General features: G+C 35.0%; 32 protein-coding genes and 1 riboswitch. Of the genes, 29 read left to right on the forward strand and 3 right to left on the reverse strand.

Annotated elements, in window-relative coordinates; genetic code table 11:
- The first annotated feature begins 145 nt into the window (after positions 1–145).
- From NK213_RS11395 to NK213_RS11425, 7 genes are all read left to right on the forward strand, one after another.
- The gene (locus NK213_RS11395) at positions 146–520 is read left to right on the forward strand and encodes an adhesion protein FadA (RefSeq protein ID WP_253349231.1); all 375 of its coding nucleotides are present in this window, start codon (positions 146–148) and stop codon (positions 518–520) included.
- A 31-nt stretch (positions 521–551) separates the two neighbouring features.
- Positions 552–794, forward strand: coding sequence for an FAD-I family protein (locus NK213_RS11400; protein ID WP_253349234.1), 243 nt, complete (start codon positions 552–554; stop codon positions 792–794).
- 12 nt (positions 795–806) lie between these two features.
- The gene (locus tag NK213_RS11405; protein ID WP_253349236.1) at positions 807–947 is read left to right on the forward strand and encodes a hypothetical protein; all 141 of its coding nucleotides are present in this window, start codon (positions 807–809) and stop codon (positions 945–947) included.
- 15 nt (positions 948–962) lie between these two features.
- Entirely contained in the window at positions 963–1,190 is a 228-nt protein-coding gene (locus tag NK213_RS11410) for a hypothetical protein (RefSeq protein WP_253349238.1), read from the forward strand.
- 17 nt (positions 1,191–1,207) lie between these two features.
- Positions 1,208–1,405, forward strand: coding sequence for a hypothetical protein (locus NK213_RS11415; RefSeq protein ID WP_253349240.1), 198 nt, complete (start codon positions 1,208–1,210; stop codon positions 1,403–1,405).
- A complete protein-coding gene (locus tag NK213_RS11420; protein ID WP_253349243.1) occupies positions 1,402–1,941 on the forward strand; it encodes an OmpA family protein in 540 nt (179 codons plus the stop codon). Before NK213_RS11415 ends, NK213_RS11420 begins: the two co-directional genes overlap by 4 nt.
- Before the next feature lie 272 nt (positions 1,942–2,213).
- Positions 2,214–2,954: a bifunctional 2-polyprenyl-6-hydroxyphenol methylase/3-demethylubiquinol 3-O-methyltransferase UbiG gene (locus NK213_RS11425; RefSeq protein WP_253349244.1), complete on the forward strand. Its 741-nt coding sequence runs from the start codon at positions 2,214–2,216 to the stop codon at positions 2,952–2,954.
- A gap of 58 nt (positions 2,955–3,012) precedes the next feature.
- Here NK213_RS11425 and NK213_RS11430 read toward each other — a convergent pair whose 3' ends face one another.
- Genes NK213_RS11430 through cobS form a run of 3 tightly spaced genes read right to left on the reverse strand, consistent with a single transcriptional unit; the run spans position 3,013 to position 4,710 of the window.
- A complete protein-coding gene (locus tag NK213_RS11430) occupies positions 3,013–3,351 on the reverse strand; it encodes a nuclear transport factor 2 family protein (protein ID WP_253349246.1) in 339 nt (112 codons plus the stop codon).
- 28 nt (positions 3,352–3,379) lie between these two features.
- Complete coding sequence (locus NK213_RS11435; protein WP_253349248.1) at positions 3,380–3,985, reverse strand: histidine phosphatase family protein; 606 nt, start codon at positions 3,983–3,985, stop codon at positions 3,380–3,382.
- Positions 3,982–4,710 (reverse strand): adenosylcobinamide-GDP ribazoletransferase, encoded by a 729-nt coding sequence (gene cobS, locus NK213_RS11440; RefSeq protein WP_253349250.1) that lies wholly within the window; start codon positions 4,708–4,710, stop codon positions 3,982–3,984. Before cobS ends, NK213_RS11435 begins: the two co-directional genes overlap by 4 nt.
- A 223-nt stretch (positions 4,711–4,933) precedes the next feature.
- Here cobS and NK213_RS11445 point away from each other — a divergent pair, with 223 nt between their 5' ends.
- The 22 genes from NK213_RS11445 (at position 4,934) to cbiB (ending at position 22,489) form a co-directional block, all read left to right on the forward strand.
- Positions 4,934–5,785 carry a hypothetical protein gene (locus tag NK213_RS11445; protein ID WP_253349251.1) on the forward strand — a complete coding sequence of 284 codons (852 nt, stop codon included), beginning with the start codon at positions 4,934–4,936 and terminating at the stop codon, positions 5,783–5,785.
- 129 nt (positions 5,786–5,914) lie between these two features.
- Positions 5,915–6,523: a hypothetical protein gene (locus NK213_RS11450; RefSeq protein ID WP_253349253.1), complete on the forward strand. Its 609-nt coding sequence runs from the start codon at positions 5,915–5,917 to the stop codon at positions 6,521–6,523.
- 231 nt (positions 6,524–6,754) lie between these two features.
- Positions 6,755–7,252 carry a DUF5958 family protein gene (locus NK213_RS11455; protein ID WP_253349254.1) on the forward strand — a complete coding sequence of 166 codons (498 nt, stop codon included), beginning with the start codon at positions 6,755–6,757 and terminating at the stop codon, positions 7,250–7,252.
- Between the two features lie 85 nt (positions 7,253–7,337).
- Entirely contained in the window at positions 7,338–7,682 is a 345-nt protein-coding gene (locus NK213_RS11460) for a hypothetical protein (RefSeq protein WP_253349256.1), read from the forward strand.
- 94 nt (positions 7,683–7,776) lie between these two features.
- A riboswitch (cobalamin riboswitch) is annotated at positions 7,777–7,951 on the forward strand.
- Positions 7,952–8,096: 145 nt separating this feature from the next.
- Positions 8,097–8,561 carry a sirohydrochlorin chelatase gene (locus tag NK213_RS11465; protein WP_253349257.1) on the forward strand — a complete coding sequence of 155 codons (465 nt, stop codon included), beginning with the start codon at positions 8,097–8,099 and terminating at the stop codon, positions 8,559–8,561.
- 47 nt (positions 8,562–8,608) lie between these two features.
- On the forward strand, positions 8,609–9,319 hold the full coding sequence (locus NK213_RS11470) for an energy-coupling factor ABC transporter permease (RefSeq protein WP_253349259.1): 711 nt from the start codon (positions 8,609–8,611) through the stop codon (positions 9,317–9,319).
- Positions 9,320–9,607, forward strand: a complete 288-nt coding sequence (locus tag NK213_RS11475) for an energy-coupling factor ABC transporter substrate-binding protein (RefSeq protein WP_253349261.1) — start codon at positions 9,320–9,322, stop codon at positions 9,605–9,607.
- A complete protein-coding gene (locus NK213_RS11480) occupies positions 9,594–10,283 on the forward strand; it encodes a CbiQ family ECF transporter T component (RefSeq protein WP_253349263.1) in 690 nt (229 codons plus the stop codon). The genes NK213_RS11475 and NK213_RS11480 overlap by 14 nt, the downstream gene beginning before the upstream one ends.
- On the forward strand, positions 10,276–11,091 hold the full coding sequence (locus NK213_RS11485; protein ID WP_253349265.1) for an energy-coupling factor ABC transporter ATP-binding protein: 816 nt from the start codon (positions 10,276–10,278) through the stop codon (positions 11,089–11,091). The genes NK213_RS11480 and NK213_RS11485 overlap by 8 nt, the downstream gene beginning before the upstream one ends.
- Positions 11,092–12,420 (forward strand): cobyrinate a,c-diamide synthase, encoded by a 1,329-nt coding sequence (locus NK213_RS11490; RefSeq protein ID WP_253349267.1) that lies wholly within the window; start codon positions 11,092–11,094, stop codon positions 12,418–12,420. It abuts the gene before it with no gap.
- A gap of 28 nt (positions 12,421–12,448) precedes the next feature.
- Entirely contained in the window at positions 12,449–13,084 is a 636-nt protein-coding gene (locus tag NK213_RS11495; RefSeq protein WP_253349268.1) for a precorrin-8X methylmutase, read from the forward strand.
- 5 nt (positions 13,085–13,089) lie between these two features.
- A complete protein-coding gene (gene cbiD, locus NK213_RS11500) occupies positions 13,090–14,187 on the forward strand; it encodes a cobalt-precorrin-5B (C(1))-methyltransferase CbiD (protein WP_253349270.1) in 1,098 nt (365 codons plus the stop codon).
- 1 nt (position 14,188) lies between these two features.
- Positions 14,189–14,830 carry a precorrin-6y C5,15-methyltransferase (decarboxylating) subunit CbiE gene (gene cbiE, locus NK213_RS11505; RefSeq protein ID WP_253349272.1) on the forward strand — a complete coding sequence of 214 codons (642 nt, stop codon included), beginning with the start codon at positions 14,189–14,191 and terminating at the stop codon, positions 14,828–14,830.
- Between the two features lie 22 nt (positions 14,831–14,852).
- A complete protein-coding gene (cbiT, locus tag NK213_RS11510) occupies positions 14,853–15,416 on the forward strand; it encodes a precorrin-6Y C5,15-methyltransferase (decarboxylating) subunit CbiT (RefSeq protein ID WP_253349274.1) in 564 nt (187 codons plus the stop codon).
- A 4-nt stretch (positions 15,417–15,420) separates the two neighbouring features.
- Entirely contained in the window at positions 15,421–16,137 is a 717-nt protein-coding gene (cobI, locus tag NK213_RS11515; RefSeq protein ID WP_253349276.1) for a precorrin-2 C(20)-methyltransferase, read from the forward strand.
- Positions 16,116–16,877, forward strand: a complete 762-nt coding sequence (cobM, locus tag NK213_RS11520; protein WP_253349277.1) for a precorrin-4 C(11)-methyltransferase — start codon at positions 16,116–16,118, stop codon at positions 16,875–16,877. Before cobI ends, cobM begins: the two co-directional genes overlap by 22 nt.
- Positions 16,874–17,887, forward strand: coding sequence for a cobalt-precorrin 5A hydrolase (cbiG, locus tag NK213_RS11525; protein ID WP_253349279.1), 1,014 nt, complete (start codon positions 16,874–16,876; stop codon positions 17,885–17,887). The genes cobM and cbiG overlap by 4 nt, the downstream gene beginning before the upstream one ends.
- A gap of 48 nt (positions 17,888–17,935) precedes the next feature.
- Complete coding sequence (gene cobJ / locus NK213_RS11530) at positions 17,936–18,658, forward strand: precorrin-3B C(17)-methyltransferase (RefSeq protein ID WP_253349281.1); 723 nt, start codon at positions 17,936–17,938, stop codon at positions 18,656–18,658.
- 75 nt (positions 18,659–18,733) lie between these two features.
- A complete protein-coding gene (cobU, locus tag NK213_RS11535; protein WP_253349283.1) occupies positions 18,734–19,288 on the forward strand; it encodes a bifunctional adenosylcobinamide kinase/adenosylcobinamide-phosphate guanylyltransferase in 555 nt (184 codons plus the stop codon).
- A gap of 128 nt (positions 19,289–19,416) precedes the next feature.
- Positions 19,417–20,016, forward strand: coding sequence for a hypothetical protein (locus tag NK213_RS11540; RefSeq protein WP_253349285.1), 600 nt, complete (start codon positions 19,417–19,419; stop codon positions 20,014–20,016).
- A 59-nt stretch (positions 20,017–20,075) separates the two neighbouring features.
- Entirely contained in the window at positions 20,076–21,560 is a 1,485-nt protein-coding gene (locus tag NK213_RS11545; RefSeq protein ID WP_253349286.1) for a cobyric acid synthase, read from the forward strand.
- 2 nt (positions 21,561–21,562) lie between these two features.
- Positions 21,563–22,489, forward strand: coding sequence for an adenosylcobinamide-phosphate synthase CbiB (gene cbiB, locus NK213_RS11550; RefSeq protein ID WP_253349289.1), 927 nt, complete (start codon positions 21,563–21,565; stop codon positions 22,487–22,489).
- Positions 22,490–22,511 lie beyond the last annotated feature (22 nt).

The raw sequence follows: 22,511 nt of genomic DNA on the forward strand, positions 1-22,511 counted from the left end.
AGGAGTAAGAGTGGAAAGAGAAGAAGGAAGTGTAAAAGGTACAAAATATCAGTTAGACTTTTCATGGAAATTCTAAAGGGGAGACAAACAGAAGAAATGGGGATTTTCTTCATTTCTTCTGTTATAAAAATAAACAGGAGGAGAAATGAAAAGAATATTATTATGTTTGCTTTTAGGAACAATGTGTTTTGGTTATACCAGAATGTCAACACTTACCGAAGAAGCCGGAAAACTTAACAGTGCTGAAACAGGGAGACAGAAAAGATTAGTACAAAGAAAAGAAAAGCTTGAGAATGATCTGTCAAAATTATATGAAAATTATAACAGCAGAACAGAAATAACAGAAAAGCTGAGAATGGATTCAGAAGTGAGATGGTACAGAGATGAATACAGGGAGATACTGAAAAAGTATGATGATGTTCAAAAAAATCTAAGTGAAGAGATAAATAAAAAAGAAAAAGAACTGGCATTAGTGAATATAGGGCTTGGCATACAGGAAGAAGCAGTTTTGGAAGATTAGAAATCTTTTCAGGATAAAAACAGGAGGAATTATGAGAAGAATAATATTACCCGTAATCATATGTCTGTTTATAAGTCAGGGACTTTTGGCAGCGCCGAAACTGAAAAGCGGAAAAAAAACCGAAAGTCAGAAAATGCAGGCTGAAATAGACAGAATAGAAAAAAGAGTAAATGAAATTAATAAAAATATAGAAGACTACAAGGAAAATGAAAAAAAACTGGATGAGCTTGAAGTAAAATATGAAGAGACAGTTACAGATTTGAGACTAAAGTAGAAGGTGAGATTAATGAAGAAATATTTACTGTTAGCAGCAGCACTGATTTTGTTTGGATGTACAGCGGGGGAAACTAAAAGAACAATAGAAGATACAAAAGAAAGAGTAGACAGAACAGAAGAATATCTGTGGGAAAACCAGATAAAAGAATAAGCAGGAGGAGATAAAATGAGAAGAATGATTCTGGCGGGAATATTTCTGCTTAGTATGATTCCTTTATCAGGAGAAGAAATTATAATAGAGGAAGAGGTAAAAACAGATCTGAAACTGGAAAAGGCAGAAGCAGAACTGGAATATATGAATGAAAAAGTAGATTTTTATAAAAGAGTGGTAAGAAGCGTTCAGAGAGAAGAGGAAGAGCTGAAAGCACTGAAAAGAGCAAGGGTGAGAAAATAAAAAGTCAAGGAGAAAATATGAAAAAAAAGCTACTGTTACTAATAAGTTTTTTACTGGTATCATGTTCTACAAATAAAGCTTTGGTGGAATATAACAGCAAGAGAATGGATAAGAATGAGGAATATCTGAGAAGTGTAGAAAGTAAAACAGTTCCAAAGGGTGAAATAAAAGGGAGTACAAGAAGAGTGCCGCTGGAAAAGGAGGCAGACAGATGAAAAGAAAGATAGTATTGTTATTATTTGTACTGGCGGCTTTTAGTACAGCAAGACCGTTTACTACAAAGCAGATGAGAAATGATACAATAAGAATAAATGCCCTTGAAGTGGAATTTGTGGAGGAAACTCCTGCGGCACAAAAGCCGAAACAAAATGGAAGCGGAGAAGTAAAAAAAATAATACGTTTGAATGAGAATAAACTGTATTTTGATTTTGACGACAGCAGAATAAAGCCGGAATATTACGGCGTACTGAGAGAAATGGTAACAGAGATAAAGGAAATGGACTCTGATGTGGTAATAAGAGGTTATACAGATTCTAAAGGAACTGATGAGTACAATAACAGACTTTCACTGAGAAGAGCCGAGGCTGTGAGAGATAAATTAACGGAATTTGGTCTGGAGCCGGGAAGAATAATCAAGGTAGAAGGTATGGGGAAACGGAATCCTGTTGCACCTAATACAAATAAAGACGGAAGTGATAATCCGGCAGGGCGTGCTTCAAACAGAAGAATTGAACTGGAACTTGTGAAATAGTCACTAAAAAATTAATATAATAAAAATCTGTGAATAAAATCAATATGTTGTTTTGGAGATTTGTTCGCAGATTTTTTGTGGTTTAAAAATTATGTGTATGGGGTTTCTATTATCTGTAGTTTAATCAGGAAGAATTTTTTATAAAAATATGTTAGAATAAAAAAGTAAACTGGTAACAGAAAAATAAAATTTGGGGGAATTTTGGAAAGATCATATCACGTTAACATGTAGAGAAAAACAGATTCTGATTTTATGGAAAGGTGATGATAAAATTGAAAGAAAATAAATATGATGATGAGAAATTTTTTAATCAGTATAAAAAAATGGCAAGATCAACTGGTGGTTTAGAAGCAGCAGGAGAATGGCATGAATTCAGAAAAATGATGCCGGATTTTCAGGGTAAACGTGTATTGGATCTGGGATGCGGTTTTGGATGGCATTGCAGATATGCGGCAGATAACGGAGCAAAATCTGTGACAGGGGTGGATATATCAGAGAAGATGCTGGAAAAAGCAAGAGAAATGACAGAGTCGCCGGTAATTGAATATATTTTAATGCCTGTGGAAGAAGTGAGTTATCCGAAAGAAAGCTTTGATGTGGTGCTTAGCTCTCTGACTTTTCACTATATAGATTCTTTCAGAAATATATGTAAAAAAATATCGGATTTTCTCACTGATGGAGGGCACTTTGTTTTTTCCGTGGAGCATCCGGTGTTTACGGCATATGGTACACAGGACTGGTATTATGATAAAAACGGAGAACGGATTCACTGGCCTGTAGACAGATATTTTTCAGAAGGACTTAGAAAAGCTAATTTTCTTGGTGTGGAAGTGATGAAATATCATAAGACACTTACTACTTATATAAATGATCTTATATGGGCAGGCTTTGAAATAACCGGCTTTATGGAACCGAAACCTGAAGAGTCAATGATGAGGGAAATTCCCGAGATGCAGGATGAATTAAGACGTCCAATGATGCTTCTTATTTCGGCTAAAAAAAGAAAAGCATAAAAAAACAGGATTAGTCCGGATTTACTATCGGTATAATCCTGTTTTTATTTTGATTGCATTAATTATAAATAAACCATAGGTTTTTGATAAGACCATCTTGTATTTCATAAACAGCTGCCATTTCTACGGCTTTATCTTTTACCAGTCCCGCGACTTCTGAATGATCTATTATTTTATTTCCCATAACAATCCTGTTTTTAAGCCTGGCATGAACTTTTAGAACATGAAATCTTTCGATACATTTTTCCCTGAGCTGTTCTTTTCCGCTTAAAATAATTGAGTTATCAAGAAGATTAAATATTTTTATGTCATTATGATACATAGAAAGAAAATTTTCCAAATCATGAATATTATAAAAATCCAGTTGTTCCTGAACTATAGTTTCGGGTGTTTTCATTGTTCCGTTCTCCTTTCAGTTAAAGCCGTTATACTCTGTTAACATACTCCAAAAAAGCAAAATCAGAGTGATCAAAGCAGAGTTTTGTTATAGAACCATGGTTAAATCTGAATTTCCAGTAAGCTTCAAGGTTTCCTGTGAAATAAAATGAAAGAACTGCCTGTATAACACCAGAATGTGTTGTTATAAGGATTTTTTCACCTTTATGGGATTTTTTTATATCCTCAATTTCATTAACAGCCCTCATCATAAAATCGTGTATACTTTCCCCGTCAGGAATCTGATAATTTTCCCAGTTTTTGAAGAAAAGTTCTGCTTCTTCAGGGTATCTGCCCATTAATTCCTGATGGCTCAATCCTTCAAAAATTCCAAAATTCAGCTCACGGAATCCGGGCTTTTCTATAATATTGAGATTAAGATGTTCATTTATAATTTCCGCAGACTCGGTACATCTTTTTAAGTCACTGGAATAAAATAAACTGATACTTTCATCGGCAACATTCTTTTTTGCATTATGAATCTGCTGAATTCCTTCAGCAATAAGAGGCGGATTAAGCTGTCCAAAGTATACTTTTTTCACATTCAGTTCTGTAATGCCATGCCGTACAAATAGAAATTCCGTATTTTTACTCATTTTAAAATCACTCCCGTGATAAGCACAAGAATACTGGTCATTTCAAGGCTCGCACCCATAGTATCCCCTGTGATTCCGTCAATTTTTTTTGTGACATAAAATAAAAAGTATATAATAAAAGCCAGACATACAAAAACAGATATTAAACCCTTGAATCCTGCTAAAAAGAAGCATATTACAGAAGTAATGACCAGCGAAATCAAAATATCAGACTTAGAATTATAGTCCATTATTGCATTGCTCATGCCGCTTTTTCTGGCATATGTTCCGAGACCGGCATTGGTAACCGTGGCGAGCCTTGCAATAACAGGCATTATAATAATATATTTTATATCCGCTTCTGCAAGAAGGAATGTTTTTAACAGAAAATATATTATCAAAACTATTGCTCCATTAGTTCCTATTCTGGAATCTTTCATTATTTCCAGTATTTTATCTTTCGGGCGATAGCTGAAAAGACCGTCAAATGTATCAGCCAGTCCGTCCAGATGAATTCCGCCGGTAATAACGGTCTCTGCAATAACAATACAAACTGCGATAAGGAGTCTGCTGTCTGTGAATTTCGATACGGCGAAATAAGTAAGGTATAACAGTCCCCCGATCAGCAAGCCTAAAACCGGGAAATATTTTATTGATTTTCCGAAATCCTTATCACTATATTCAGTTTTCAATGGAACAGGAATACGTGTCATAAACTGTGTAAGCAGAATAAATTGTTTTATCAAAATGAACACCTCTAAATTATTAATATTTATTTTTATATTATCAAATATCTGATATTTTGTACAGCATGGAAAAATTATAAATAAGTATGCAGAAAGAATAATATATGTTTTCTGAAGCAGTAAAATTTTAGTATACAAACCTTTTTATATGTGTTAAAATTTTTATAGTCACTCAAATGAAAATTTTGAAAGATATAAAATAAAAAATTAAGGAGATGAAAATATGCCGGGAGAGCAAAAAGGAATTCAGGATTTATACTTTCCAAATAGAAGTTATAGAGAAAATGCCCAGTTTCCCAATATTATGGCAGCGGTGGAGAACCTGGACTTCAAACAGGCAGTTTCAGAATTTGATAAATTAAGACCAGAGGAAAGAAAAGCATACATAATAATGAGCTCTGTACTGAAAAATTTTCTGGATCCCAGAAAAATCAATTTTAATCTTCTTTTTCAGACAGGTGCTGAGCTATATAAAAATATAGGTGAACTCGGGTTTTATTTTCAGGCTATATTGGATAAAAAAAATGCAGACAATGAAGATGTCAGAAAATATGCGGATTTATTAATGCAGCTGAGTATTGCAGGAGTAATGAAAATACAGGAAGAAGCAAAAGGATATCCGGAAAAGCCTATTAACGGCATGGTGTGGCTGGATGGAGCCTGTATTGATGTATGGAATGATTTTCTGGCGAACTATTTTGATATAATAAAAGATTATAAAAATTACTATAATTCAAGGCTTATACAGTCGAGAATAGTATTTGCAATAAAGCGTCATTATTCTTACGAGATAGCGAGAAGTACGTATAATATGGGGCTGGCAAACAGTAAAATCGGTGAAATGGAAACAGCGCTGAAATGTTATCAGGCTGTGGTAGATGATTTTCAGGAGATACTTGATCAGCCTTTGGAATATTTCGCTGAGAATATGGAGGCTGTGCATGAACTCTATTACCTGGGAGAAGCACTGGAAAAGTATATAGATCTTGAAGGGCATTCTGATGAGACATTGAGGGAGCAGTACAGAAAAGTAAAAGAACTGGAGAATATGCTGAAATCAAAAATGAATATTTAATAATAGTAAAGGCAGTATTGAGGTAGATAAGCGATGCTGCCTTTATGTTTTTTATTGGTGTTTTTGTTAAAAATATGTTATAAATAAAAAAGAACGATATTTTAAAACAAGATGAAATGGGGAGTTTTATTGAAAAAATTAGATTTTTTGTTTTCTTTTTTAGTTAAAATAATTATTTTGATTATTTTTGGGATATTTTGTTGTTATATAATGAGTCTGAATCTTTTGGTTATTGTTATTACATTGTTATTATTTTCTTTTATGAATTCTTTTCTTATTTTAGAAGGGCGAACAAAATTTGACATGGAAATTTTTTCTTTTCAGACAATTGCAGTTTTTCTTTTTGAGCGGAGGGCTATTTTCTATTGGCGGGAAGTACCGGATGAAATTTTTACTCATTATAGTTATATAGTATTATTATTTTTGCTTATTTCACTGATTTTATTTATCTTCTTGAAGTTTAAAAATGAAAATATTTTTTTAAGAAAATACTTTTATTGTATTTTTTTATATCTCATTGTTATTCAAAATATGCTGGAAAGTGAGTATTTGGTGATTATTTCTCTTATAGTTTCAGTGTATGAAGCAGTTTTTAGTTATTATATGATTGATATTTTAGTAATATCTATGATAAATATTTTTTTGATCAAAAAAAATAAGAAATTTATATATAATTATTTTTTTATTGTTTTAGCAGTTTTAATAAGATGTATGACTAATATTTTATGGAGGATTTGATAGAGGATAAAGAAAGAACGGAAAAATAGATTAATGCAGCTATAGCATTGGGAAATGATACGATGACAGAAGTGCTGCACCTGGAATGCAGAGAAGAAAATCTAAAAACTGAGGATATTATAATTCAGGGTTCAGAAAAATTTTAAAGAATGTTATATTGTCTGAAATATAATGCTGCAAACTTTATGTTAATGAGAAGAAAATAATAAAATAAGGGGATACAGAAAATATATGTTAAATGAGATAATGTTAAATTTATATGCTCAAGAAGGAATATCAAGGCAAAAAGCGGAAGAGTATTTTGAAAACCTGAATGAATATGAAAAAAAAGAATTTACTGATGATCTTCTCTTTCTGGCATTAGGCTCTAATGTTAACGAAAGACAGCTTGATACAGCACTGGAGAATTCAGGGTATAGAAATACAATTAATTACTATAATATGTTGAAAAGCAGAAGAGGTGTTTTTAGAAATAATTTATCCAGACTAAAATATCTCGAAGGAAAATCTTTTAAACAAGGGTTTATGCTATTGTTAGAGTTATTCAAAGAAGCATATAAATATAAGAATCATCAGTGCCAGCAAAATGAAGGGAAATGTAACCACTGGTGGCACAGGGATTTATCAGATGAGAATATTTTAAATCTGATACTCACCGGTAATTTTGGAAAATCTGCCGGTGAAACCGGACGAATCATAAGGATAATAAAGGAAATATCCGGTAAATAAGGGGAAGCATAAGTAGAACATGAGATTTATTTAGATCAGATAAAGAATTATATATAAAGTACCGATGTTTTACGAAAGGAAACAAATGAAAAAACAAAGAGAGAAATACGAAATACACTTTGGAGAAGACGATCTCTGGATAAATGGTTTCAGGCTTAATCCGGTTCATGTAATACCGGAATTACCCGAAGAAATAACCGAAATTGATTTCTACATAGACACAGGAGAGGAAGTCTGCCTTCTGAGAATACGAAACAGTCCGTTAGACAAAGTGACGTTTTGCAGCGGAGAAATTACTTATATTATCGTCGAAAAGACATTACGTCTTGAAATAAAAAAAGAACTGGAAATAATAACAGGAATTTTGAAAAAAATAAAAATTCCGCATGATTTCAAAGAAAGTATATCTTTTTCAATACAAGGATACTAAAATGGTGAAAAGCCAATGTGTAAAATATGAAAAAGAATTTTTCCATAAGAGAAAAACCAGTTTGACAAATTTTTATTTCATGGTATACTTTAATAAATAATTTTAATAATCAGGTGTTTAAGGAACTTAATAAGGAAACCGGTTTGAATCCGGTACAGCCCCCACTACTGTGAAGCTGACGAAAGCATAGAACCACTGGAAGTTTTTCCGGGAAGGATGCAAGTAGGATGAAGCGAGTCAGGAGACTTGCCTGTTATTATTTATTTAAATTTTCTGGGAAGGGAAAATTTAATATACTATTAGAGAGATATATAAATCAATGAAGATTTAATTTCTGTGTATTGGAAAGATCCGGTATACAGCAGTTTTATTTCTTAAATATTGTATATTAAATTCAGCTTCTTGCTGATTTTTTTGTTTTTATGGATAAAAATAGAAATTTTCGGGGATATTTTTCCGCAGGAAGCAGAAAATAAAACACAATTGAATAAGAAAGAAGGATTGATCAAGATGAAAGCAGTTATGATAGTAGGGCACGGCAGCCGTTCCCTGAAATCACAGGAAGAATTCAAAAAGATAATCGATGTCATGAAAGAAAAACTGGCTCATACAAAGGTGTATGGTACAAACATGGAATTAGCAGAACCGTTAATGGAAGATACTATTGATGTAATAGTAAAAGAAAATAGCGGACTTAGCGAAATTGTTGTTGTACCATTTTTTTTGTTTGAGGGAATGCACATTAAAAAAGATATTCCTGAAAAGTTAGACGAGTTCAGGGAAAAGTATCCTGATATAAAAATATCATTTGGAAGACCGCTTGGGGCAGACCCTATGATAGCAGAGGTATTAACAGCAAGAGTAAATGAAATGTTGTAAGATACTAAATCAAAGAAAAAATAAAATTCAAAAAACAAGGAGGAAAAATGAAAAATAAAAGCAGAATATATTTAGTGGCATCAGCATTTTTAATATTATCAGTAAGCAGTTATTCAATGCATATTATGGAGGGATATCTCCCTGTAAAATGGGCTGTATTCTGGTTCGTTCTCTGTGCACCGTTCTGGGCTTACGGACTTGTAAAACTACAGAAAAAAGCTAAAGGCAATGTGGAAGAAAAGCTGACGCTGGCACTTGCAGGAGCATTTATTTTCGTTCTTTCTGCATTAAAAATACCGTCAGTAACAGGAAGCTCATCACATCCTACAGGAGTAGGGCTGTCTGCAATACTGTTCGGGCCGTTTGTAACATCAATATTAGGGACTATAGCACTGATATTTCAGGCAGTATTGCTCGCACACGGAGGACTTACCACTCTCGGGGCGAATGCATTTTCCATGGCAGTGGCAGGACCTTTGGTATCATACGGTATTTACAGACTTTTGAAAAATAAAAATAAATCCCTTGCAGTATTTCTTGCAGCTTCACTGGGAAATCTCAGTACATATGTAATTACTTCATTTCAGCTGGCTCTTGCGAATCCTTCGGCAGACGGAGGAATAGCAGCGTCATTTGTGAAATTTGCGATGATTTTTGCTGTGACACAGATACCTTTGGCAGTAATAGAAGGACTTCTGACTAACGTAGTAATGAATTTACTTGAAAAATATAATATAAAGCAAGGGGTGAAGGCGTAGATGAAAATTCTTAAAAATAATCTGGCATTAATTTGTTTAGTAATAATTATCGGAGCGGCTCCTTTACTGTTGGTAAAAAATTCCGAATTCGGCGGTGCAGACGGGAAGGCCGAGGAATTAATAACTGAAATAAATCCGGGATACCAGCCTTGGGCGGAAAGCCTTCTGGAACCGCCGGGGGGAGAGACAGAAAGTCTTTTATTTGCCTTGCAGGCAGCACTCGGGGCAGGAGTAGTATGTTACGTTCTGGGATATTTCAGAGGCAGAGCAAAGAATGCTGATAGATAAAATATCTTATGCTAATTCTCTCAAGGATGTTAATCCACTTGAAAAATTTATTTTATCTGCAGGAGTACTGGTGTTCTTATTAATGACAAAAGAAAAAACAATTTTTATAATAGATTTTGTTATATTTAATTTTATTATCTTATTTATTATGAAAGTAAGTGTGGGAAAACTGCTGAAATTATACAGTATACCAGCTGTGTTTATACTGACTACACTTATTCCCATGTTTTTTATAAAAGGAGATATAACATTACTTCTGCTGAGAGCATTTGCATCTCTTTCCGCTGCGTATTTTCTGGTGTGTTCCACGCCGGCGGCAGATCTGGATTATATTTTTCTTAAGCTGAAATTCCCGAAAATTTTCAGAGAGATGTTCTTGCTGATTTACAGATATATATTTGTTTTATTTGATATAAAAGATCAGGTAATTACTGCGCAGAAGAGCAGATCAGGATATGTAAATTACAGTGCTTCACGGAGATCATTCGGAGTTTTGCTGATATCAATACTAAGAAAAACGTATTATTACAGCAAAAATTCCGTAAAAGCCGTAGAAGCCAGACTTGGAAATGAATTTATATTTTATCAAAGAAGATATAACAAGCCGGGTAAAGAAGTAGTTTTTATAATAACAATATTATTAATAAATTTATTTTTGGTGGTATGGTATGCTTAAATTGGAAGATGTTGTTTTTTCTTATGAAAAAGGAACGGAAATAATAAAGGGAATAAATATTAATATAGAAAAGGGAAAGAAGATAGTATTTCTCGGAGAAAACGGGTCAGGAAAATCTACGCTGTTTTTAATTATGAACGGACTTTTGAAACCAGATACGGGAAACCTTTATTTTAAAGGTGAAAAGATAGGATATAAGAAAAAAGAGCTGGATAAATTCAGGGAAAAAGTAGGCATCGTATTTCAGGATCCGGAAATACAAATCTTTGCTCCCACAGTAATGCAGGAAATAGCCTTTGGTTTGAAAAATCTCGGCTGTTCTCAGGAAGAAACAGAGCAAAGGGCTTTGGAAGCAATGAAGGCTCTGGAGATAGAAAACTTACAGGATACACCATGCCACCATCTAAGCTATGGTCAGAAAAAAAGAGTAGCTATAGCTTCTATAACGGCGATGAAGCCGGAAATACTGATATTGGACGAGCCTCTTGCCTGGCTGGATCCTAAAAATAAAAAGCGGATATTGGAAATACTTCTAAACTTCTCAAATGAAGGGAAAACAATGATTGTTTCCACACATGACGTTAATTTTGCATATGATTTTGCTGACTACATTTTTGTGTTGCGTGATGGACAGCTTTTGAAAAGCGGAGATAAAAAAGAAGTTTTTTCTGATTTTGAGTTTTTGAAAAATGCAAATCTGGATGTTCCTGTGGTTCTGAAAATGTACAGTCATTTAAAAGACAGTCTGAATACAGATTTTGACAGTTTTCTTGCAGGATATAACAGATTTTTGAAGGAGAATTTTTAGATGAGAAAGATATTAATTGCAGGAACTATGAGCGGAAGCGGGAAAACCACAGCAAGCAGTATTCTAATGTCAGCTTTTGAAAATGTTGCTCCGTTTAAAATAGGGCCTGATTATATAGATCCCGGTTATCACAGACTTTTTACCGGAAATGGCTCATATAATCTGGATTCATTTATGTTTGACGAGGATACACTGAAATATATATTTGAAGAAAACTCCAAAGGGAAAGACATAGCGGTAATAGAAGGTGTAATGGGGCTTTATGACGGAATAAACCATACAAAGGATAATTTCAGCACTGCACATACTGCAAGGATTCTTGATGTTCCGGTAATTCTCGTGGTGAATGCAAAAGGAATATCTACCAGCATAGCAGCAGAAATACTGGGATTTGTGAATTTTGATAAAGATGTTAATATAGCAGGGGTTATTCTGAATAATGTTTCCGGAGAAAAGCTTTATCTCAGCCTGAAAGAAGCTGTGGAAAAGTATACAGGCATTGAATGTCTGGGATATATTCCAAAAGATGAAAAAATAGGAGTGGAAAGCAGGCATCTCGGCTTAAAGCAGGCTTTTGAGGTAGAAGACTCCGCTGAAAGAAAAGAATTTTTGAAAGATATCGGGGAAAAATACCTGAATTTGAAAAGAATATATGAGATCGCAGAAAGTTCCAAGGAATATAATATAAATAATCCTGCTGACGGGCTGAAAGATATTTTCAAAGGAAAGAGAGCTGCTGTGGCACGGGATAAGGCATTTTCATTTTATTACGAGTCAAACTTTGATATGATGAGACATGCTGGTCTGGAACTTGTGGAATTTAGTCCTGTGTATGACAGCAAAATTCCGGAAAATATTGATTTCATATATCTTGGCGGCGGTTATCCCGAGCTTTATGCAGAAGAACTAGCCGGAAATACAGCGATGAAAAAAAGTATCACAGAGGCACATGAGGCAGGAATCCCGATATATGCAGAGTGCGGAGGATTTATCTATCTTACAGACGGGCTGAAAACTACTGATGAGAAATTTTATGAATTCTGCGGAATATTAGATATGAAAATAGCTATGAAAAAAAGACTGAATATGGGACGATTCGGATATATACATATTGATATGGAAAACGGGATAAAAACAAAAGGACATGAATTTCACTATTCAGATATATTTGATAATAATGAAAAGCATTGTTTTTACAGTATAAAGAAGGAAGACGGCAGGGAATGGAAATGCGGCTACAAAAAAGGCAATACTCTCGCCGGTTATCCGCATATTGCTTTTTATTCCGAGCCTGAATTTTTAAAATTTTTGTTTGGGATGCAGCTATAGTTTTAGTAATGGAAAACAGGAGGAAAAAATGTCGTATATAAAAGCACCAATGGATATAGAGAAAAGAAGCTTTGAAATAATAGAAGAGGAACTCGGGGAAAAAATAAATAATTTTACAGAAGCCGAGAAACCTGTGGTAAAAAGAATTATACATACTACCGCGGATTTTGAATATGCTGATCTGCTGGATATAGAAAATGATGCAATAAATTCAGGAATGGAAGCATTAAAGTCGGGGTGTAAAATTTATTGTGACACGAATATGATAGTAAACGGATTAAGCAAAAGTATACTGGAAAAATTTTCCGTGAAAGCATACTCGCTTGTATCAGATGAAGACACTATAAAGGAAGCAAAAGAAAGAGGAGTAACAAGGTCTATAGTGGGAATGGAAAAAGCTTTGAAAGATAAAGATACAAAGATATTCCTTATAGGTAACGCACCTACGGCTCTTTATACACTTCTGGAAAATATGAAAGAAAATACACCGAAATTAATAGTGGGAGTTCCTGTGGGATTCGTCGGGGCAAGTGAATCAAAAGAGGAATTATCAAAGTATAATGTTCCGTATATAAGAATAAGAGGCAGAAAGGGCGGAAGTACAGTAGCTGTGTCTATTCTTCACGGTATTTTATACCAGATGTACCAAAGGGAAGGAATGTAAATAAAATGGAAGGATATAGATATTATCAGGGAAAACAGTTAAGGTGCGGTTTTACTACAGGAAGTGCTGCGGCAGCAGCAGCGCAGGCGGCAATGGCTGCATTCTTCGGGAAAAATACTCCCGATGAAGTAAGAATTGATCTTCCCGCAGGCGGAACTTTGAAAATACAGATAAATACCATACGTATAAGGGACGGTTATACTATAGCCTCTGTAATAAAAGACGGCGGAGACGATCCTGATATTACGCACGGTATTGAGATATTTTCCAAAATAAGTCTTCGTGAGGATAATATGGTAAATATATACGGCGGAATAGGCGTAGGGACTGTTACCAAACCCGGGCTTCCCATGAAAGTCGGTATGTCTTCCATAAATCCCGTACCTATGAAAATGATAGAAAATGAAGTGCGGAAAATTCTTCCAGCCGGTAAAGGCGTGGATGTAGAAATATTTGTTCCCGAAGGGGAAGAGATCGCTAAAAGAACGCTGAATCCCAAACTTGGTGTCCTCGGCGGTATTTCAATATTAGGGACAACTGGAATAGTGAAACCTATGTCAGAAGAGGCTTTTAAGGATTCACTTGCTATAGAGCTGAAAATGCTTTTAGCTGAAAATCCTGAAAAAGAAGTGGTTTTTGTATTTGGAAACCATGGAAAAAGGTTTATGAAGGAAAAATTCGGCATAGATGAAGGGAAAGTGCTTGTAATAAGTAATTTTGTGGGGTTTATGCTTGACAGGGCATGTGAATACGGAGTAAAGAAAATCTTTTTTGCAGGAGATCTCGGAAAGTTTGTAAAAGTGGCAGGGGGAATATTTCACACACACAGCAGAATGTCAGATGCAAAACTGGAAATATTAACTGCTAATGCACTGCTTGCAGGGGAAGGAAGAGAAAATCTGCTGAAAATACTAAATTCCAATACCACGGAAGAAGCTGTCAACTATGTGACGAAAAAGGAAACATTTACTCTTCTTGCAGAAAAAGCAAAAGAAAAATGTCAGGAGTATGTGAGAAGAAATGGTGCGGAAATAACTGTGGAAACTCTGATATTTGCTTCAGGGGGAAGAGAACTGGGGCGGAGCAAAGGATGGAAACTATAATATGGAAAAAATAAAAGTGGCAGGGCTTGGACCCGGGAATCCTGATTATATTCTGCCCGCAGCAGGAAAGGCAATAGCAGATTCCGAAATAGTGATAGGCGGCAAAAGAAATATTGAGAGTGTGAAAGAACTCACTGAGGGAAAAGAAATAAAGTATATAGACAGCAGACTTGGCGAACTCGCGGAATATATAAAGCAAAACAGAGAGAAGAAAATAACAGTAATAGTATCAGGCGATCCTGGATTTTACAGTATGCTGAACTATCTGGAAAATATTTTCGGCAGGGAAGAGATAGAGGTTATTCCCGGGATTTCTTCTGTTCAGTATATGTTCGCAAAACTGGGACTGCACTGGTATGATGCTTTTGTTTCCAGCCTTCACGGTAAGGAATTTGATTTTGCAGAAAAAATGAATAATTATAATAAAATGGGTCTGTTAACAGATAATAAGTTTACACCGCAGAAAATAGCCGAAGAGCTTTTCAGAAATAATCAAAATAATATAAAAATTTTTGTAGGGGAAAATTTATCCTATGAAAATGAAAAAATATGGGAGTTTTTTCCAGAAAATCTATATAATTTTGAATATGGATTCGGGATTAATGTAGTAGTATTAGTAAGATCAGAGACTGATAAAATATAAATTGTGAAATGTTAGGAGAGAAATGTATCACATAAAAGACAGTGAATTTATAAGAGGAAAAGTCCCTATGACAAAAGAGGAAGTAAGGGCTGTAAGTATAGCAAAGCTGGATATGAAAGATACTGATATCTGTCTGGATATAGGCGCGGGGACTGGCTCTGTATCTATAGAAATGGCACGTTTTGCCTCTAAGGGCAGAGTCTATGCCATAGAAGAAAAGCAGGAAGCAGTGGATTTGATAAAAGAAAATATGAAAAAATTTCATATTTCCAATATTGAAATTATAGAGGGCAAAGCTCCGGAAGTTCTGAATAAAGTAAACGCGGATAAGATATTTATAGGCGGTTCCGGGGGAAATCTAAACGAGATAATAAGATATTCATATGAATACTTAAATATAGACGGGAAAATTGTTTTGAATTTTATTGTTTTGGAAAATATTTTTACTGCATTGGAAAGCTTGAAAAAAACAGGATTCAAAAATATAGAAATAACCCAGATGATGATAAGCAGAAATAAAACAATAAAAGATTTTAATATGATGGTTGCGGAAAATCCGATATATATCATTTCAGCAGAAAGGTGATAAAATGAAGGGAAAATTTTACGGAGTGGGTGTAGGTGTAGGCGATGAAGAAGAACTTACATTAAAAGCAGTGAGAATATTGAAAAGTGCTGATGTTCTCGTATTGCCCGAAGCTAAAAAAAATGAAGGAAGTACAGCATTTGAAATAGTAAAGGAACATATCAGGGAAAATACAGAGAAACTTTTTCTGGAATTTCCTATGCTTGAGGATATAAAGGAAAAAGAAAAAAGCAGAAAGAAAAATGCTGATATAATCAAGGAAGAGCTGGAAAACGGAAAGAATGTAGTTTTTTTGACAATCGGCGACCCTATGGTTTTTAGCACTTATACATATATTCTGGAATATCTTGAAGAAACTGACAGAGTGGAAACAGTTCCGGGAATAACTTCATTCGGGAGTATGGCTTCAAGACTGAATATACCCCTTGTAATAGGTGATGAGGATCTTAAAATAGTATCATTAAATAAAAATACCGATATTTATAAGGAAATAGAGAATAATACCAATGTTGTTTTTATGAAATTAAGCAGGAATTTTGAAAGGCTGAAAAAAGCACTGGAAGATACAGGGAATATTGAAAATTCCATATTAATATCAAATTGTGGGAAAGAAAACGAGGAAATAATAACAGATGTAGCAAAGGCTGAAAAAATCCATTATTTTTCCACTTTAATATTAAAAAAAGGAGGACTGAAAAAGTGGAGAAAGTTTATTTTATAGGTGCAGGGCCGGGAGATCCTGATCTGATTACCGTAAAAGGAAAGAAAATAGTAGAGAAAGCGGATATAATAATTTATGCCGGTTCACTGGTAAATAAAGATATTATTGCCTGTCATAAGGATGGTGCCGAAATCTATAATTCAGCGGTGATGAACCTTGACGAAGTTATGGAGGTAACTGTAAACGGGATAAAAGATAATAAAACAGTAGCAAGAGTGCATACAGGAGATCCGAGTATTTACGGTGCAATAAGAGAACAGATGGATATTCTTGACGAACACGGGATAGAATATGAGGTAATTCCCGGAGTCAGCTCATTTGTAGCATCGGCTGCGGCAATAAAAAAGGAATTTACACTTCCTGATGTAAGTCAGACTGTAATTTGTACAAGGCTCGAAGGGAGAACCCCTGTTCCAGAAGGGGAAAGTCTTGAATCACTTGCGAGTCATAAGGCTTCAATGGCAATATTTTTATCTGTTCAGATGATAGACAGTGTGGTGGAAAGACTAAGTAAGTATTATGAGAAGGAAACACCTGTAGCTGTGATACAAAAAGCAACATGGCCTGATCAGAAAATAGTAAACGGCACATTGGAAAATATAGCAGAGCTTGTAAAAAAGGAAAATATAACAAAAACTGCACAGATTCTCGTAGGATGGTTTATGGGAGACAAGTATTCCAAATCAAAGCTATATGATAAAAGTTTTACACATGAGTATAGAAAGGGAAGCGGTGAATGAAAACAGCTGTTTATTGTGTAAGTAAAAATGCCCTGAAACTGGCTGAAATAATAAAGACAGATAAAAGGTACAATACAGACCTGTATATATCCAAACGTATATCAGAGTATGCAGAAAATCTGGATTGTATAGTAATGCAGGGAACATTGAAAGAGACAGTAAATGAAACATTTAATGTATATGATCTGCATGTATTTATTACCGCAGCAGGAATAGCAGTAAGGGTAATAGACGGTCTTCCGGATTCCAAGGACAAAGATCCGGCAATAGTGGTAGCTGATGAACAGGGGAATTTTGTTATTTCTTTGTTATCAGGACATCTTGGAGGAGCCAATGAGGAATGCCGGTATCTTGCGGGAATTTTGGGGAGCATTCCGGTAATTACCACTGCTTCTGATGCAGGGGGTAAGATAGCTGTGGATACTTTATCGCAGAAGCTGGATGCCGGACTTGCGGATTTAGAAGGGGCTAAAAAGGTCACTGCACTAATAGTGAACGGAGAAAAGGTGAAGCTTATACTGCCTGAAAATATAACGCAGAAAGATGAGAATGTTTCCGGGGCAATTATAGTATCGAATAGAAAAAATATAGAGATAAGCAAGATTATTCCAAAAAATATTATCCTTGGAGTCGGCTGTAAAAAAGATACCGAAAAAGCAGAAATATTGCATGCTGTGAATGATGCACTGGAGAAATATAATCTGGAACCCGGCTCTGTGAAAAAAGGAGCTTCTGCATGGCTGAAAAAAGATGAAAAAGGACTTTTGGAAGCTTTTAGCGAACTGGGGAAGGAACTGGTGTTTTTTTCAAAGGAAGAGATACTCGAACTGGAAGGGAAAATACACAAAGAATCAGAATTCGTAAAGGCGCAGACTGGGGTGAGTGCGGTATCAGAGCCGTGTGCTTATCTGGCCTCAGGAAAAAACGGGAAATTTATAGCGGAAAAGCTGATTTATAAAGGGATAACAATATCAATATATGAAGAAGCTTATGGTGCAGAAGAAATATAAAATAAGAAGAAAAATGCCGAAAGGAATAAAAGCGGAGGTAATAAAAGAATGGCAAAAATTTATGTAGTAGGAATAGGTCCGGGAAAAAAAGGGGACATGACTTTCAGAGCATATGACGCTCTTGAAAAAAGCGATGTTATTATAGGATATAAAACTTATATTGATTTGATAAAAGAATACTTTCCCGAAAAGGAACTTATCTCTTCACCAATGAAAAAAGAAGTGGACAGATGCCGTGAAGTAGTGGAAATAGCCGAAAGCGGGAAAACCGTGAGTCTTATAAGCAGCGGCGATGCCGGAATATATGGTATGGCAGGAATAATGCTGGAAATAGTGCCAGAGGAGATAGAAACAGAAATAATTCCGGGGGTAACAGCTTCCAACGCGGCAGCGGCCACAGCAGGAGCTCCGCTTATGCATGACTATGCTACAATAAGTTTGAGTGATCTGCTGACTGACTGGGACTTGATAAAAAAGAGAGTGGAACTGGCAAGTCAGGGAGACTTTGTAATAAGTCTGTATAATCCTAGAAGTAAGGGAAGAGTAACACAGATAGAAGAAGCGGCAGAAATAATGCTGAAATATAAATCAGCTGAAACTCCTGTGGCAATAGTAAGAAATGCAGGAAGAGAAGATGAAAAAGTAACAGCGGCAACTCTGGGAACTATGTTTGATCATGAAATAGATATGCTTACTGTGATAATCGTAGGTAATTCAAAAACATTTATGAGAAACGGGAAAATAATAACTCCGAGAGGGTATAAATATTAATTCTGGGTTGTTTGGAATATGGATAATGAGAAATATTATTATCCAGGAAAATTAAAGTTTATGTGAGAGGTTTTTATGGGAATTATATTTATAACAGGCGGCGCTAAAAGCGGAAAAAGCAAATTTGCCGAAAGTCTGGCTTTTAAAAGGGAGAAAAGAGTGTATCTGGCAACTTCTGTTATTTGGGACAATGAAATGAAAAACAGGGTGGCAAAGCACAGGTTACAGAGAGGTGAAGACTGGGTTACCATAGAAGCTTATAAAGATATTGATAAGGCACTGGAAGGTACTATAGATGATGCAGATGTTATTTTACTGGACTGTCTTACGAATATGATCAGCAATATTATGTTTGAGGAATATGACGGAGATTGGGAAAATATACCTGATGATATTCCGGGAAAAATAGAAAAAGCTGTCTTGGAAGAGGTAAATAAGATTCTTGATTTTAATAAAATATATATGGGCGATATTATTATAGTTTCAAATGAAGTGGGATTGGGACTGGTTCCTGAAAATCCGCTCGGGAGATATTTCAGAGATATTGCCGGGAGCATGAATCAGATTATTGCCGCTGAATCAGATGCGGTATACATGGTAGTTTCGGGGATTCCGGTAAAAATAAAATAATTAAGGACTAGAGACATGATAATAAATGAGAATAAATATATATATATAATCTGAAAGATTTTGAATATTTCAGGAAAAATATCAGACTGACATGTATTTCAGATACTTTGAAAAGGCTGTTTCGGGTAATGGCAGTTACATTTTTGGTACTGTGGTTTGTTTTTACAATACTGGATATTATTTTCGGTATTTATGGCGGGGAATTATATGCTTTATTGGGAAATAGGAAAGTTTTGGGGATATTTGCAGGAATAGCATTATTTTTTATAATTGTGATATTAATTTTAAGTGTATACTCAAAAAAATCACTGGACATTAAGTATCGTAAAGTACACAATCTTTATTTAGCGAAACCTGCTGTTTACAAAATAAGAAAAATATACAGAAGAAAAAGAAACGCACTGTGTATACTTGCAGAACTTTCACAGGAGCAGGAATATCTCGAAAAAAAACTGATGAAATTATTTTATGAAAATAAAAAAGCAGAAAAAACTGCATATCATTTTTTGGCTGTAGACCATGGGAAAAAAGAAACACAGAAAAGGGAAAGTTTTAAAAAGCGGATAATTTCATACGACAGGGAACTGGAAAATTATTTTTTCAGCTTCGAAAGATTCAGGAATGACAATGAGGAAGATGATTTTGCATATTACATAGATATTAACGGATTTAATATAAAAATAAACAATAAAAAGGTAGCAGTAATGGCTGAAATAATTTTGTTCTGATACATTATCCGGAATTAAGTAATCTGACTCCGGAAGAATGTATCAAGGAAGGGGAAAAGGTGAAACATAAAAATATAATGATACTGGGAACAGGATCAAATGTAGGGAAAAGTGTAATAACAGCTGGTTTATGCAGAATATTCATGCAGGATGGCTATAAAACATCCCCTTTCAAATCACAGAATATGGCGCTGAATTCTTTTATTACAAAAGACGGCAAAGAAATGGGAAGAGCTCAGGTAGTACAGGCAGAAGCTGCGGGAATAGAACCGGAAGTATTTATGAATCCTATTCTGCTGAAGCCTACTACAGACAGAAAGTCACAGGTGATAGTAAACGGAAGAGTTCTCCAAAATATGGATGCCCGTGATTACTTCGCTTTTAAGCATAATCTCAAGGATGAAATAATGAAAGCCTATAATTATATAAGGGAAAACTTTGAAATATCAGTACTTGAAGGAGCAGGAAGCCCGGCAGAAATAAACCTGAAAGAAGATGACATAGTGAATACCGGAATGGCAGAAATGGCAGATGCGCCTGTGGTTCTAGTGGGGGATATTGACAGGGGCGGAGTATTTGCCTCGATTTACGGTACTGTAATGCTTCTAGAAGAAAGTGAACGAAAGAGAATAAAAGGAATTATAATAAACAAATTCAGAGGAGATGTTTCCCTTTTGGAACCGGGGATAAAAATGCTGGAAGACTTGATTAATATACCTGTTTTGGGAGTTTTGCCTTATGTAAAGCTGGAAATAGAAGAAGAGGACAGCCTTGGGATAAAAAATTTCAATGTAAAAAGAGATGGAAAGATAAATATTTCTGTAATAAAATTAAAGCATATATCTAATTTCACTGATATAAATGCCCTTGATCAATACAGCGACCTGAATATCAAATATGTAACAAAGGCTTCTGAGCTTGGAGACGAAGATATGATTATTATTCCGGGGTCTAAAAATACTATTGAGGATATGAAAGATCTGTCAGATAAAGGAATAAGCGAAAGAATAGCAAGAGCTGCGAAACAGGGTACTGTGATATTTGGTATATGCGGAGGATTCCAGATTCTCGGGACTAAAATCACTGATCCGTATAACATAGAGTCAAGTATAGGCGAAATACCTGGTCTTGGTCTCTTGGATATAGAAACTGTTATGCTAAGAGAGAAAACAACAACACAGTATACTGATAAATTATCACGCACAGGGGGAATTCTCGCCGGTGGTAATGGGCTGGAAATAAGCGGATATGAGATTCATCAGGGAATAAGTACCGGAAGCAGAAAAATTATTCTTGGTACTCCGGAAGATATAAAAGGTGCAGTGAGAGAAAATATAATAGGGACTTATGTTCACGGCATTTTTGATAACGGGGATTTTACAGGATTTTTATTAAATAAAATCAGAGAAATGAAAGGTCTGGATAAGGTAGAGGAATATTTTGATTTTCAGGAGTTCAAAGAGCAGGAATATAATAAACTTGCTGATGTAATACGTCAGAATCTGGATATTGAAAAAATTTACAAAATAATGGAAGGTGAGTAAACTTGGTATTTATTCTGAAAATATACATTGCATATATTCTGGATCTTATATTCGGTGATCCTTACGTAATTCCGCATCCTGTTCAGGCAATAGGAAAGCTGATAAGTTTTCTTGAAAAACGGCTGATTGGATTTTCAAATAAAAAATTTTTTGGAATGATTCTGAATCTCACAGTTTTAGCAGTAACATTTATTGTGTGTTATTTTCTGCAAAAGTTTGTTATTGTGGAAATATATCTTATGTATACTGTGTTTTCGGTTAAATGTCTGGGAGATGAAGGAAGAAAAGTGTACAAAATATTAAAAGATGGAAATCTTACAAAAGCAAGAAAAGAACTCTCATATCTCGTATCAAGAGATACAGAAAGTCTTGAAAAAAATGATATAATAAGAAGTACAATGGAAACAATTTCTGAAAATACTGTAGATGGTGTAATAGCGCCGATGATTTATATGTTTATAGGCGGGCTGCCGCTGGCAATGGTATATAAGGCAATAAATACCATGGATTCCATGCTGGGTTATAAAAATGAGAAATACAGAGAATTCGGGTGTTTCTCGGCGAAGCTGGATGATGCGGCTAATTTTATTCCTGCGAGGATTACCGGAGGACTGCTTATTCCGCTATCATGTTTCTTTCTAAGGTATGATTATAAAAGTGCATGGAGGATATTTTTCAGAGACAGAAAAAATCATGCCAGTCCTAACTCTGCACATCCTGAAGCAGCAGTAGCAGGCGCTTTGGGAATACAGTTCGGAGGGAGAACGTCTTATTTTGGAAAGGAATACGATAAACCGGTGATCGGGGACAAAAAAAGGGAATTTCAGACAGAGGACATAAAAAAGAATATAAAGATATTGTATGTAAGCAGTTTTCTGGGGCTGATTATTTGTTCAGCAGTATATGCAGCTGTTTTGAAAATATTTTAGGTTATTACAAAAGGAGAAATAA

It is taken from the genome of Sebaldella sp. S0638 (assembly GCF_024158605.1).
Lineage (GTDB): Bacteria > Fusobacteriota > Fusobacteriia > Fusobacteriales > Leptotrichiaceae > Sebaldella.